Consider the following 12,584-nt stretch of genomic DNA (forward strand, 5'->3'; position numbering starts at 1 on the left):
CCGCAACGTTCAGTCACCATTCACGGCGCGGACGGTGTTCTTCCCTTCGAGGATCGGATGGAGAAGGGGACCGTAGCATGAGAGGATTCAAGGCCGCCGTGGCGCTTTCGACCGCCGTTGCCCTGCTGGCCGGGTGCGCCGCGAAGCAAGCCGCGCCGGAGAAGGCCGTGGGCGCCGCGCAGGGTGTGGACGAGACGGTGAACGACGTCGTGGTAACCGCGCAGCGCGCCGGTCCCGTAGCCAACCTCCAGTCACCGCCAGCATCACCGCCGCCGCCTCCGCCGCCGATGTATGCGCCAGCGCCGGCCATTGCCCGCGCCGAAGCGGTGCGGGGCAAGGGATTCGTCCCGCCGGTGGTGGTGCCGTCCGATCCGGGCAACGAGCGCTATGACGGCAAGGAGGTCAGCCCGGTCCATCTGACGCGGGCCGAGCCGGTCTCCACGTTCTCGATCGACGTCGACACGGGCGCCTACGCCAATGTCCGCCGCTTCCTGTCGCAAGGCCAGATGCCGCCGAAGGACGCGGTGCGGACCGAGGAACTGATCAACTATTTTCGCTACGATTATCCGCTGCCCGAAAAGCGCGAGGCACCGTTCAGCGTGACGACCGACGTGGCGGTCACCCCATGGAACCCGGATACGCGCCTGCTGCGCGTGGGCTTGCGCGGCTATGACTTGCCCCGTGCAAGCCGCCCGCCGGCGAATCTGGTGTTCCTGGTCGACGTTTCGGGCTCGATGAGCGATCCGGACAAGCTGCCGCTGGTCAAGAGCGCGATGGCCGGGTTGGCCGACGAACTGGGCGAGAAGGACCGCGTCTCGATCGTGGTCTATGCCGGCGCGGCGGGCATGGTGCTGGAGCCGACCAACGACAAGGCCAAGATCCGTGCCGCGCTCGACCGGCTGAACGCGGGCGGTTCGACGGCGGGCGGCGCGGGGCTGCAACTGGCCTATCAGGTGGCGCGCGGATCGTTCATCGACGGCGGCGTGAACCGCATCCTGCTGGCCACCGACGGCGATTTCAACGTGGGCGTGTCTGACACCAAGGCGCTGCTGCAGATGGTCGAGCGCGAGCGCGACAGCGGCATCACGCTGACTACGCTGGGCTTCGGGCAGGGCAACTACAACGAAGCGATGATGGAGCAGGTCGCCGATCACGGGAACGGCAACTACGCCTATATCGACAGCGCGCTGGAGGCCCGCAAGGTGCTGGCCGAGCAGATGGCGTCCACGCTGTTCACCATCGCCAGCGACGTAAAGATCCAAGTGGAGTTCAATCCCGCCGTGGTCTCGCAATACCGCCTGATCGGCTACGAGAACCGCGCGCTGCGCGAGGAGGACTTCGACAACGACAAGGTCGACGCGGGCGAGATCGGCGCCAGCCATCAGGTCACCGCGATCTACGAGGTGGTGCCGACGGGCGGCAAGGGCTGGATCGCGCCGCGCAAGTACGAGGATGCGCCGGCGGTGGCCGCCACCACCAAGGCGGGCGAAATGGCCACGGTCAAGCTGCGCTACAAGCTGCCGCGCGAAACCGCCTCGCGCCTGATCGAGCGGCCGGTACCCACGCGACTGCTGGCGGGCGCCGCCGCCCCTTCGGGCGACATGGCCTTTGCCGTGGCGGTGGCCGCGTTCGGCCAGAAGCTGCGCGGCGATACCATGCTGGGGGCATGGTCCTGGCCCGATATAGTCCGGCTGGCGGGGCCGCAGCGCGATTACTGGCGGCAGGAATTCGGCAAGCTGGTGTCGGTCGCCGGATCGCTGCAGAAGGAATAGCGTGCTTGACCGGCCCGCTCACCCGTTGATCTGACTTGGCAACACGCCCGCGCCGTGGGAAAGGCGCGGGCGTGTAAGGCTTGCCGGGGGATGCCCGGTTCGCCGGGTTGGGGAGCGTTTCATGGTCGATTGGATCGAGGCGAACTGGATTGTGGCGGGCGCGGCCGTGGTGCTGGCGCTGCTGGTCATCTGGTGGCTGTTCGGGCGGGTAAAGCCGGCTCCCACCCGGCGTGAATTCGATGACGTTCTGTCCGAAGGCGCGGCGCCCGCGCAGCGCAACACCGCGCTGATCGATGCGCCGCCCGCCGCCGCCATTCCCGCGATCACGCCTCCGCCGGGCGTGGAGCTGATGGCGGGTCTGGGCGAAGTGGTGGCCGCCGCCGCGACCAGCGAACTGACGCAGGTTGCGGCATCGGCTGATGATGAAGCGGACGACCTTTCGAAGATCAAGGGCGTAGGCCCCAAGTTGCGCGCAGCGCTGACCGAACTGGGCGTGACCCGCTATGCCCAGATCGCCGCCTGGACCGACGAGGATATCAAGGCGATCGACGCGCGCCTGGGCACGTTCGCCGGCCGCGCGACGCGCGACAACTGGGTGGAGCAGTGCAAGTTCCTCGCCAATGGTGACACCGCCGGCTACGAGGCGAAGTTCGGCAAGCTGTAGGCGGGCGCTACTTGCGGCGCAAGGTGAGCCACAGCGCGGTGCAGACCGCACCGACGGCGGCGCAGGCCATGTCCTTCTGCGCGTCCCACATATCGCCCTGCTGACCGTTATAGGCGTCCGCGTCAGCGCCGGCCATGACGACCGTCAGCAGCCATTCGAAGATTTCGTAGAAGGCGCTGGCGCCCAGCACGAATTCGACGGCGAGATAGACCGACAGGCCGCGTCGCACGCCGCCGTGGCGCGCGAGCCATGCCGATACGGGTGGCACCATCAGCAGCCCGAAGCTGAAATGGACCAGCCGATCATAGCTGTTGCGGCGCAGGCCGAACAGGTCACCCGGCGCGGGCAGGCCCAGCGCGCGCGCCCAGGCATCGTATGGCACGTTGGAATAGATGTAGCGGCCGCCCAGCGTGTGCAGCGCGAGGAACAGGCAGATGCAGGCCACGGCGCCGGTCGGGATCGGCCAGCGGCGCAGCGCCAGCGCCAGGCCGCCGGCAATCACCAGCGTCGGCAGGTTCTGCAGCGGAGCAAGGTGCGGGAAGGGCGTATCGATCAGGCTGAACAGCGCGCCCGCCGCTGTCAGTAGTAGCAGCGCGGCCTGCGGCCGGGGCAGGCGCGCGCCGTTCACCGGATCAGTACTTGCCCCAGACGAACTTGGACGAGAGCGCGAAGTTCCACACCGAACCCAGCACGATGCCGACGATCACCGCGACGAAATCGTGGAAGCCCATGGCCTTGAGCGCCGCCGCCGAACCGACGTTGGTGAGCAGGCCCAGCGAGCAGGTCATGGCGAACTTGGCCCAGCCGCGCATCAGCGGGACGAAGCCGCGCAGCCGCTTGTCGGAATAGGTCAGCTCGTTGTTCAGCACGAAGTTGAAGGTCATCGCGATCACGGCGGCGATCGTGTTGGCCACGTTGAAGGTCACGTTGCTGGACCAGTGGCCATAGACGAAGCGTTCGCCCAGCAGCAGGTGCAGCACCAGCCACAGCGCGCTCATCTGTACGCCCACGCCCAGCGCGCCCACAGTGCCGAACAGGGCGAAGCGGGTGGGGATGAAGCGGCCCAGCCACTTGTCGTAAAGGCCGATGAGGAATTCGAACACGACCGTCTGGTCGAGCTTGGATTCCCCGTCCAGCCGGGCCGCGAAATGCAGCGGCAACTCCTTGACGCGCAGCGGCGCATCGACCGTGGCGAGAATGTCGAGCAGGATCTTGAAGCCCACGCCGGAAAGGCGGTGCGCATCGGCGCGCAGCGTTTCGGCGCGCAGCATGAAGAAGCCGCTCATCGGGTCGGACAGCTGCACGCCGGTCACTTTGCGGGCGATCCGGTTGGCGAGGCCCGATGCCTTGACGCGATCGGGCCGGCCCCAGGCATCGACGCTGGCGCCTTCGGCGAAGCGCGAGGCGTAGGCGAGGTCGTATTCCCCGCTTTTCACCGCCGCGAGCATTTCAGGAAGCAGGGCGGGATCGTGCTGGCCATCGGCGTCCATCACCGCGACGATCGGGGCAGCGGTGGCACACATGCCCTCGATCGCGGCGGAGGCAAGGCCACGCCGCCCGAAGCGCTCGATTACGCGGATGCGCGCATCCTGCTGCGATATGGCGCGGGCTTCGTCTGAGGTGCCGTCCGGGCTGTTGTCGTCGACGAAGATGGCTTCCCACGCGATGCCGGCCAGCGCGGCGTCGAGCCGGGCGACCATGGGGGCAAGGTTCTTGCGTTCCTTGAACGTGGGCAGGATGACAGCGAGTTCGATCATAAGGGGCGGGCCTTTACAGCCTTGCCAGCACGGCGTCACCAATTTCCGTCGTGCCCGCCGTTCCGCCAAGATCACGGCCGAACACGCCGTCTTCCAGTGCGCGCGCCACGGCGCGTTCGATACGGTCGGCCTGTTCGGCCAGGCCCAGCGAGTGGCGCAGCAGCATCGCGGCGGACAGGATGGTGGCCATCGGGTTGGCCAGGCCTTTGCCGGCGATGTCGGGCGCGGAGCCGTGAATCGGTTCGTACAGGCCGAACGTGCCGTATTCGGTCTGGCGCTCGCCAAGCGAGGCCGAGGCGAGCATTCCGATCGAGCCGACGCACATGCTGGCCTGATCGGACAGGATATCGCCGAACAGGTTGCCGGTGACCATCACGTCGAACTGGCCGGGGTTGCGCACCAGCTGCATCGCCGCGTTGTCCACGTACATGTGATCGAGCGTGACGTCGGGATATTCCTTTGCGACTTCGACGATCACGTCGCGCCACAGCTGCGAGGTTTCGAGCACGTTGGCCTTGTCCACCGAGCAGACGCGGTGCGCGCGGGTGCGCGCGGCGCGGAAGGCGACGTGGGCGATGCGACGCACCTCGCTTTCCGAATAGGACATCACGTCATAGCCTTCGCGTTCGCCGCTGGCGGTGGTGCGGAAGCCCTTTTCGCCGAAATAGACGTCGCCGTTGAGTTCGCGCACGATCAGCAGATCGATGGCGGAAGCGACTTCGGGGCGGAGCGCGGAATGATCCTCAAGGCCCTTGAACACCTTGGCCGGGCGCAGGTTGGCGAACAGCGTCAGTTCCTTGCGCAGCCCCAGGATCGCCTGTTCGGGGCGCAGATGCCGGTCCAGCGCGTCGCAATCGGGATCGCCCACCGCGCCGAACAGGATGGCATCGGACTGGCGCGCGATCTCCAGCGTCGCAGGGGGCAGGGGATGGCCATGGGCCTTGTAGGCCGCGCCGCCGACCGGGGCCTGCTCCATGGCGATATCGCCCAGGCCAAGCGCTTCGATCACCCGTACCGCTTCGTGCGTCACTTCGGGGCCGATGCCGTCGCCCGGCAGAACTGCGATCTTCATGTGCATCCCTCAATCAAGCGTCCATGCGTTTCAGCCGGTCCAGCAGAATCGCGCGGGCCGCCATAACATCGCGGTGGCGATCGGCAAGCAGGCGGTTCCCGATGGCCGTGCCATGCCGGTCCAGGCGGTTCAGGAGCGCCGGCCAGTCCTCGTCCGCCGGCGGGGCGGGGGCTGCTCCATAGCCCACTTCCCGCAGCAGCAGCGCTTCATACCCCGCCAGCGCCCGTGCCCAGCCGCGCGCGGAAGGAGCATGGCATATCGCATCGAGCGACGCCCCCAGCGCGGCGTGAAGCGCGGGATAGGGATAGCCTTCGGGCAAGGTCGCGGCGGTCAGCGCGCAGGCCCAGCCGATCGCCGCGCTGGGCAGCGGTTCGGTCAGCCATGGCCCCCGGCTGGTGACGAGTTCGATCCGCGCGGAGGGAAGCTGGCTGTCGTTGCGCGCGCGCAGATCGGCGTCCAGCACGTTACCCGGGATCAGCAAGGGTCGCATTTCCCGTCCGCGCGCACCCGCGACATAGGCGGCGACAAGCCCGTGATCGGCGGTCAGCAGGCGCACCACGGCCCCGTGTTCGCCGTGGGCGCGGACGGCGCAGAGGATGGCGGGCGCGCGAATGTGCATCGCGTTTTCCTGTGGGGGCCAAATCGCATTCCGGCAAGCGCGACAATTCCTTGATTGGAACCGGAGCCGATGTACGATAGGCTCCCAAGGTATGAAGCAGCTCTTCCAGCATGCCGCAGTGACGGAGGGCGTGACCGTCCGGGTCGCGGTCAATTTCCTGCCCGAACAATCCCGCGTAGATGCGGGCAAATGGTTCTGGGTCTATCACATCCGCATCGAGAACGACTCGGCGCAGCGGTTCCAGCTTCTTTCGCGCCACTGGCGGATCACCGACGGGCGCGGCAACGTGAACTTCGTCGATGGCGAAGGCGTGGTTGGCGAACAGCCGTTGCTTGAACCGGGGCAGACGCACGATTACGTTTCCGGCTGTCCGCTCGGCACGCCGCAGGGCAGCATGGAAGGGCACTACACCATGCAGCGCCCGGACGGATCGCTGTTCGAAGTGGCGATCCCGTTCTTCCCGCTGGCCGCTCCGGCCACCGCGAACTGACGCAGGGAAGGAAACGAGGATGAAGCGGACGCACCTGCCGCTCAATGGCCTGCGCGTGCTCGATGCGGCGGCGCGGCACCTTTCGTTCACCCGCGCGGCCGATGAGCTGGCGGTGACGCCGGCGGCCGTGGGGCAGCAGATCCGCGCGCTGGAAGACCTGCTTGGCGTGGTCCTGTTCCGTCGCACCTCCAAGGGTCTGGAACTGACCGACGAGGCGCTGGCCGGGCTGGATGCGATCCGCGAAGGCTTTCTGCGGTTCGAGGAAGGCGTGCAGGCGATGCAGGCCGGCCAATCGAGCCATGTCTATACCATCGCCTGCCCGCGCGACGTGTTCGCCGCCTGGCTTTCCCCACGCCTTGCCAGCTTCCGCGCAAGCAACGACCAGTTGCGCTTCGCGCTGGTGGGCGGTGATGTGGACATCGATTTCACCGAGGCCAATCTCGATCTCGCCGTGCGCTGGGCCGAAGGGCCGGGCGATCTGGAAGGCATCGCGCTGGGCGAAGCGGCGGTGATCGTCGTGACGGCCGTCGGCAGCGATGGCGGCGACGCGCCGTGGATCGGCTGGCCGGGCGATCCCGTGCCGGGCGGTGAAGGTGCGGACGTGGCATTTTCGGTCGGCGACGCCGGCACCGCGATCAGCGCTGCCGCCGCCGGGCTGGGCAAGGCGCGCGTGCCGGTGCTGCTGGCGCAGACCGCCCTCGCCGAAGGGCGTGTCGCCGCCGTGGGCGAAGCCGAGCCGAGCCGGCGCGGCTATTGGCTGGTCGCGCCGCTGCCGCAATGGCGGCAGAAAAAGGTCAAGGCGCTGATCGCCGCGCTGACGGACTGATCCGCGTCGGGCGCGAAGCCTGCTGCCTCAGTGGTCGACGATGATGCGCGGCGTTCCGGGCGGGTGCAGGCGGCGGAACAGGCGTCCCTTCTCGCTGAACAGCACCAGCATCAGGGCCAGAATGCCGGCGGCCAGGAAGGAAACCGCGAGCGGGCGTGCGGTGCCGTCGAACGCCTGCCCGATAATCATGCCGATGAACGAGCCGAGCGCCATCCGCATGAACGCCTGGACCGAACTGGCCGCGCCGGCGATCTTGGCGAAGGGCTGGAGCGCGATCGAGCTGAAATTGGCGCCGACGAAGCCCATCAGGCACATGTTCATGGCGATCAGCGGCATGAACTGCCACAGCGTCTGGTGCGGGCGCGTGGCAAAGAACACCTGCAGACAGCTTACGCCGATATAGACGAACAGCGCCGTGTGCGACACGCGCCGTGCGCCGAAGCGTTCGACGATGCGCGAGTTGGAGAAACTGGCGCAGGCCATCGTCACCGCCGTCGCGCCGAACAGCAGAGGGAACGCGCTGCCCGCGCCGAAGTGTTCCGCGACCAGCTGTTGCGAGGAATTGATGTAGCCCAGCAGCGCGCCGAACATCAGCGATCCGCCAAGGACATAGCCGATCGACGCGCGGTTCGAGGCGGCGGCGATCATGTTCACCACGATCGCCGTCGGATTGATCGGCTGCCGGAATTCCGGCCGCAGCGTCTCGTCGAGCCTGAGGGCGACCCACAGCCCGACCAGCGCGGCCATCACCGCCAGCATGATGAAAATCCAGCGCCAGCCCGCGAACAGCAGCACGAACTGCCCCACGCTGGGCGCCAGCATCGGCACGACCATGAACACCACCGAGATCGTCGACAGCATTCGCGCCATGCGATCGCCGCTGTGGCGATCCCGGATGATCGCACCGGGCAGAACCGTAACGCCCGAGCTGCCGACCGCCTGCAGCGCCCGCAGCACCAGCAGCGTATCGAAATCCCGCGCCATCGCGCAGGCCAGCGAGAACGCGATGTACAGGCCCAGGCTGGTCAGCACCACGGGGCGCCGGCCGAAGCGGTCCGCCAGCGTGCCGGGCAGCAGCGCTCCCACGCCGGCGGAGAGCAGGAAGACGCCCACCACCAGTTGCCGTCGGTTGGGGTCGGTCACGTTCAGGTCGTGCGCGATCTGGCCCAACGCCGGCAGCATGCCGTCGATCGCCAGCGCCTGCAGCGCCATCAGCATGGCCATCATCGCCACGAATTCGCGTCCCCTGGGCGTGCCTGGCGTTTCCTCTGGCTGGTGGTGGTTCTCGCTAGTCATTGAAATCGGGGTAGTCCGTTCGGGGGATTCACCCCAGCCCTTTATGCCCTGGGGCGAAATAGGCTAGCCTGCAAATCATGGAACCGGCGCGAAACGATCCCGGCGAGGAAGAGTCCGGCGACGGGCTGCGCAAGATCATCCATGTCGACATGGATGCCTTCTATGCCAGCGTCGAACAGCGCGACGATCCTGCCCTCAAGGGCAAGCCGGTGGCGGTCGGCGGTTCGTCGGAGCGTGGGGTTGTCGCGGCGGCAAGCTACGAGGCGCGGGTATTTGGCGTGCGCTCCGCCATGCCATCGGTCCGGGCGGCGCGGCTGTGCCCCGGCCTGATCTTCCGCAAGCCCCGGTTCGATGTCTATCGCGGTGTATCGCAGCAGATCCGCGCGATCTTTCACGACTACACGCCGCACGTCGAACCGCTGGCGCTGGACGAGGCCTATCTCGACGTCACCGACGACATCCGCGGGATCGGCTCCGCCACGCGCATCGCCGAATTGATCCGCCAGCGCATCCGCGCGGAAACCGGGCTGACCGCGAGCGCGGGCGTATCGTACAACAAGTTCCTGGCCAAGCTGGCGAGCGACCAGAACAAGCCCGATGGCCTGTGCGTGATCCGGCCGGGCGAGGGCGCGGCCTTCGTCGCCGGCCTGCCAGTGCGCCGCTTCCATGGCATTGGTCCGCGCGGCGCGGAGAAGATGGCGGGGCTGGGGATCGAAACGGGCGCGGACCTGCTGGCGAAGGACCTGGCGTTCCTGCGAAGCCATTTCGGCAGCCTGGCGGACTACCTCTATCGCGCCGCGCGCGGGATAGACCTGCGCCGGGTGCGCGCCGACAGGCCACGCAAATCGGTGGGCGGCGAGCGGACGTTCGATCGTGACCTGTCTTCCGGCCCTGCCTTGCGGGAGGCGCTGGAGCGGATCATCGACATCGTATGGGACCGTATCGAACGGGCGGGCGCGCAGGGCCGAACAGTCACGCTCAAGATGAAGTCCATCGATTTCACCAATATGACGCGGGCGAAATCGTCCCCGCGCGCGGTGGCGGACAAGACCGTCTTCGCCTCCATGGCGCGCGATCTGCTGGAAGCCGTGCTGCCCCTGCCGCAACCGATCCGGCTGATGGGCCTCACGCTCTCCGCGCTGGAAGGCGATCACGACGACGACGATGCGGAGCCGCAGTCCGGGGAGGCGGGGCGGCAGCAGGCGGAACTGCCGTTTTGAGGGGGCGACGGGGTGAGTGATATGGTGGGACGGTTACAGTACAACGATAGCGTTCAGAACGCCCATTAGGGCAAGCATGAGCATGAAAGTGCCGACCACAAGGCAGCCAAACGTGGTTCGATCAGGCTTTCGGCGATTGGTCATCGCGCCTCGCTTCCTAGAACCAGCTTCGGACGCCGATCGCCAGGCTGACGGTCGAGGCCCTTTCGCCGGCCAACGCGCCAAGGCGGGCGGTTTCACCGAGCCGGCGTTCCCAGTGGACGCCGATGTAGGGCGCAAGCTGGCGTGTGATCTGGTAGCGTAGCCGCGCCCCGGCTTCGAGCCGGTCGAAGCCCGCGCCGGTGCGCAGTTCGGGCACGTCCTGGAACGCGGCGTCAAGTTCCACGGCGGGCTGGAGGATGAGGCGGTTGGTCAGCCGCAGGTCGTAGCTGCCTTCGACGCGGGCGTGGACATCGCCCTTGTCCGAGACCAGCAGCTGCGCTTCCACATCGAACCAGTAGGGGGCCAGGCCGTCTATCCCGAACGTGGCGTACGTGCGTTGCGGGCCGGGCTGGAAATCGTGGCGGACCCCGGCTTCCACGTTGAAATAGGGTGCGATGGCGTGGCGCCACAGGGCGCGCAGTTCGATCCGCTCCGCCGTTTCGCCGAACGCGCCTTCGCCTTCGCTGGCGATGACCAGCTTGTCCAGATCGGCGCCGATCCAGGCCTCGCCTTGCCAGCCATAGCCGTCACGCCCGCGGACGGCGCGGTATTCCAGCCGGTCGACGATCAGCGCGTTGCCGAAGAAGCGGCCTTCCCTTGCCAGATCGGCACGCGCGGCGGCCATGCGCGCGGGATCGAAGAAGCGGTCGGCCGGATGGTCGGTGGGGACGGGGGGAGGCGGTGCGTCGCCGGGCGTGTCGGCATCGTCTTCATCCGAGGCGGGCATGGCGTGCCCCGCGTGCGGATCGCTCTGCTCCATGCCCTGCATCGGGTGGCCCGAATGATCCATGGCGCCCATGTCGTGTCCCGCGTGAACATCCTGGGCGTGCGCATCCTGTGCGTGGGCGGGCATGGCCAGCGTGAACGTGGCGGCGGCGAGCAGGAGGGGCAGGGCGCGCACGGTCACGCCTCCCCTTCGCGGCGCACGGTGACGACGCGCATCATCCCCGCGTGCATGTGCAGCAGCATGTGGCAGTGGAACGCCCAGTCGCCCTCGGCATCGGCGGTGAGATCGAACGCGACCTTGCCGCCCGGCAGGACGTTGACCGTATGCTTGCGCGGGCGATGCCCCGGATCGCCGGTGACGAGTTCGAAGAAGTGGCCGTGCAGGTGGATCGGGTGCGGCATCATCGTGTCGTTGATCAGGGTCACGCGCACCCGCTCGCCCAGCCGGAACGGAATAGGCTTCGCGCCGCCGGAGATCGTCTGGCCGTCGATCGACCACATGTAGCGTTCCATGTTGGCGGTCAGGTGGACGTCGATCTCTCGCGTGGGCGTGCGCTTATCCGGGTTGGCATCGCGCGCGCGCAAGTCGGCATACGTGAGGACGCGGTGGTCCACGTCCTCCAGGCCGGTGGGGCGGTCGGCCAGCCGGTTCACCGGCATCGGCGCGATCATGGCGACGCCCGGCCCCATCTTCACCGACGGCGCGTTGGCGCCATCGCGCATGGCCATCGAATGGTGCATTTCGCCCATGCCCTTCATATCCATGCCCATATCGCGCATGGTGAGGACGGGCCGGGAGCGGATCGGCGGGATCGGCGCCACCATTCCCGGCTGGGTGGCCAGCGTGGCGCGTACCTGCCCGCTGCGGTCCAGCGCCTCAGCCACGATCGCATGCGGGCCGGCGTCTGCCGGCGTGACGATCACGTCGTAGGTTTCGGCGATAGCGATCTGTATTTCATCGGTTTCCACCGGCTGAACATCCAGTCCGTCGGCGGCGATCACGGTCATCGCCAGGCCGGGAATGCGCAAGTTGAAGTTGGTCATGGCGGATGCATTGATCACGCGCAGGCGCACCCGTTCGCCGGGGGCATAGAGCGCGGTCCAGTTCGCCGCGCTGTCATGCCCGTTGACGAGGTAGCTGTAGGTGGAGCCGGTCACGTCGGAAATGTCGGTCGGGTCCATGCGCATCCCGGCCCAGGCGAAGCGGTCCTTCGCGCTTTGGTCGCGTCCGGCGAGCAGGCCGGACAGCGTCTGCTTGCGCATGTTGAACGTGCCGCTCATCGCCTTCAACTGGCGCATGATCGCGTGCGGATGGAGCGGGCTCCAGTCGGCCAGCATCAGCACGTATTCGCGATCGTATGTCACGCCGGAGGACGTGGCGGGATCGATCACGATCGGGCCGTAGAGGCCGACTGCCTCCTGCATGCCCGAATGGCTATGATACCAATAGGTGCCGGCCTGGCGCACCGGGAATTCATAGGCGAACGTCTCGCCCGGATCGATGCCGGGGAAGCTGAGGCCGGGCACGCCGTCCATCTGGAACGGCACGAGCAGCCCGTGCCAGTGGATCGAGGATTGTTCCCGCAACTGGTTGGTCACGTCGATCCGCACGGTCTGCCCTTCGCGTAGGCGGATGAGCGGGCCGGGAATGGAGCCGTTGATGCTGACGGCGGCGGCCGCGCGCTTCCCGACCGAAAACCGGCTTTCCCCGATCGTCAGCGCGATCCGATCACCGCTGAGCGCCTCGCCGATGCCGGCCGTTGCGTCGGGGCCGACCGCCATACCATGATGACCGCCGTGCGCGCCGCGCGCCCAGGCGGGGAACAGCGGAGCCAGCGTAGCGGAAAGCGCCAGCGCGCCTTGTCCCATGAGCAGGTCACGGCGGTTGAAAACAATAGGTTCGGCCATGGACCGGGAGATAGGCGCTGCTGGCCCATGTCG

12 protein-coding genes are annotated in these 12,584 nt (G+C 67.5%); 5 read left to right on the forward strand and 7 right to left on the reverse strand.

Annotated features, from left to right (window positions below; translation table 11 throughout):
* Nucleotides 1–77: 77 nt before the first annotated feature.
* Nucleotides 78–1,772, forward strand: coding sequence for a VWA domain-containing protein (locus EH199_RS06430; RefSeq protein ID WP_124808453.1), 1,695 nt, complete (start codon nucleotides 78–80; stop codon nucleotides 1,770–1,772).
* Nucleotides 1,773–1,893: 121 nt separating this feature from the next.
* Nucleotides 1,894–2,436 (forward strand): helix-hairpin-helix domain-containing protein, encoded by a 543-nt coding sequence (locus EH199_RS06435; protein WP_124808454.1) that lies wholly within the window; start codon nucleotides 1,894–1,896, stop codon nucleotides 2,434–2,436.
* 7 nt (nucleotides 2,437–2,443) lie between these two features.
* Here EH199_RS06435 and EH199_RS06440 read toward each other — a convergent pair whose 3' ends face one another.
* From EH199_RS06440 to EH199_RS06455, 4 genes are read right to left on the reverse strand one after another with little or no spacing between them, the layout of a single operon-like run.
* Nucleotides 2,444–3,064 carry a DUF2238 domain-containing protein gene (locus EH199_RS06440; RefSeq protein ID WP_124808455.1) on the reverse strand — a complete coding sequence of 207 codons (621 nt, stop codon included), beginning with the start codon at nucleotides 3,062–3,064 and terminating at the stop codon, nucleotides 2,444–2,446.
* A gap of 4 nt (nucleotides 3,065–3,068) precedes the next feature.
* Nucleotides 3,069–4,193, reverse strand: coding sequence for a glycosyltransferase family 2 protein (locus EH199_RS06445; protein ID WP_124808456.1), 1,125 nt, complete (start codon nucleotides 4,191–4,193; stop codon nucleotides 3,069–3,071).
* Nucleotides 4,194–4,206: 13 nt separating this feature from the next.
* Complete coding sequence (gene leuB / locus EH199_RS06450) at nucleotides 4,207–5,265, reverse strand: 3-isopropylmalate dehydrogenase (RefSeq protein WP_124808457.1); 1,059 nt, start codon at nucleotides 5,263–5,265, stop codon at nucleotides 4,207–4,209.
* 13 nt (nucleotides 5,266–5,278) lie between these two features.
* Nucleotides 5,279–5,884, reverse strand: coding sequence for a DNA repair protein RecO (locus EH199_RS06455; protein ID WP_124808458.1), 606 nt, complete (start codon nucleotides 5,882–5,884; stop codon nucleotides 5,279–5,281).
* 91 nt (nucleotides 5,885–5,975) lie between these two features.
* On the opposite strand from EH199_RS06455, the gene apaG reads away from it, so the two are divergent.
* Nucleotides 5,976–6,374: a Co2+/Mg2+ efflux protein ApaG gene (apaG, locus tag EH199_RS06460; RefSeq protein ID WP_124808459.1), complete on the forward strand. Its 399-nt coding sequence runs from the start codon at nucleotides 5,976–5,978 to the stop codon at nucleotides 6,372–6,374.
* A 19-nt stretch (nucleotides 6,375–6,393) separates the two neighbouring features.
* Entirely contained in the window at nucleotides 6,394–7,200 is an 807-nt protein-coding gene (locus tag EH199_RS06465) for a LysR family transcriptional regulator (protein WP_124808460.1), read from the forward strand.
* 27 nt (nucleotides 7,201–7,227) lie between these two features.
* On the opposite strand, the gene EH199_RS06470 is transcribed toward EH199_RS06465, so the two are convergent.
* The gene (locus EH199_RS06470) at nucleotides 7,228–8,496 is read right to left on the reverse strand and encodes a multidrug effflux MFS transporter (RefSeq protein ID WP_124808461.1); all 1,269 of its coding nucleotides are present in this window, start codon (nucleotides 8,494–8,496) and stop codon (nucleotides 7,228–7,230) included.
* Between the two features lie 77 nt (nucleotides 8,497–8,573).
* Between EH199_RS06470 and dinB the strand changes: the two genes are divergently transcribed.
* Entirely contained in the window at nucleotides 8,574–9,716 is a 1,143-nt protein-coding gene (gene dinB, locus EH199_RS06475) for a DNA polymerase IV (RefSeq protein ID WP_124808462.1), read from the forward strand.
* A gap of 157 nt (nucleotides 9,717–9,873) precedes the next feature.
* Here dinB and EH199_RS06480 read toward each other — a convergent pair whose 3' ends face one another.
* Nucleotides 9,874–10,818 carry a copper resistance protein B gene (locus tag EH199_RS06480; protein WP_223806503.1) on the reverse strand — a complete coding sequence of 315 codons (945 nt, stop codon included), beginning with the start codon at nucleotides 10,816–10,818 and terminating at the stop codon, nucleotides 9,874–9,876.
* Between the two features lie 2 nt (nucleotides 10,819–10,820).
* Complete coding sequence (locus EH199_RS06485; RefSeq protein WP_124808463.1) at nucleotides 10,821–12,551, reverse strand: copper resistance system multicopper oxidase; 1,731 nt, start codon at nucleotides 12,549–12,551, stop codon at nucleotides 10,821–10,823.
* Between the last annotated feature and the right edge of the window lie 33 nt (nucleotides 12,552–12,584).

It is taken from the genome of Novosphingobium sp. LASN5T (genome assembly GCF_003856955.1).
In the GTDB taxonomy this organism is placed as follows: Bacteria; Pseudomonadota; Alphaproteobacteria; order Sphingomonadales; family Sphingomonadaceae; genus Novosphingobium.

Bases quoted from the DNA above. Each gene is read 5' to 3' on its own strand.
- EH199_RS06430 (WP_124808453.1), top strand. From the start codon at position 78: ATGAGAGGATTCAAGGCCGCCGTGGCGCTTTCGACCGCCGTTGCCCTG.
- EH199_RS06435 (WP_124808454.1), top strand. From the start codon at position 1,894: ATGGTCGATTGGATCGAGGCGAACTGGATTGTGGCGGGCGCGGCCGTG.
- EH199_RS06445 (WP_124808456.1), bottom strand. From the start codon at position 4,193: ATGATCGAACTCGCTGTCATCCTGCCCACGTTCAAGGAACGCAAGAAC.
- leuB (WP_124808457.1), bottom strand. From the start codon at position 5,265: ATGAAGATCGCAGTTCTGCCGGGCGACGGCATCGGCCCCGAAGTGACG.
- EH199_RS06455 (WP_124808458.1), bottom strand. From the start codon at position 5,884: ATGCACATTCGCGCGCCCGCCATCCTCTGCGCCGTCCGCGCCCACGGC.
- apaG (WP_124808459.1), top strand. From the start codon at position 5,976: ATGAAGCAGCTCTTCCAGCATGCCGCAGTGACGGAGGGCGTGACCGTC.
- EH199_RS06465 (WP_124808460.1), top strand. From the start codon at position 6,394: ATGAAGCGGACGCACCTGCCGCTCAATGGCCTGCGCGTGCTCGATGCG.
- EH199_RS06470 (WP_124808461.1), bottom strand. From the start codon at position 8,496: ATGACTAGCGAGAACCACCACCAGCCAGAGGAAACGCCAGGCACGCCC.
- dinB (WP_124808462.1), top strand. From the start codon at position 8,574: ATGGAACCGGCGCGAAACGATCCCGGCGAGGAAGAGTCCGGCGACGGG.
- EH199_RS06485 (WP_124808463.1), bottom strand. From the start codon at position 12,551: ATGGCCGAACCTATTGTTTTCAACCGCCGTGACCTGCTCATGGGACAA.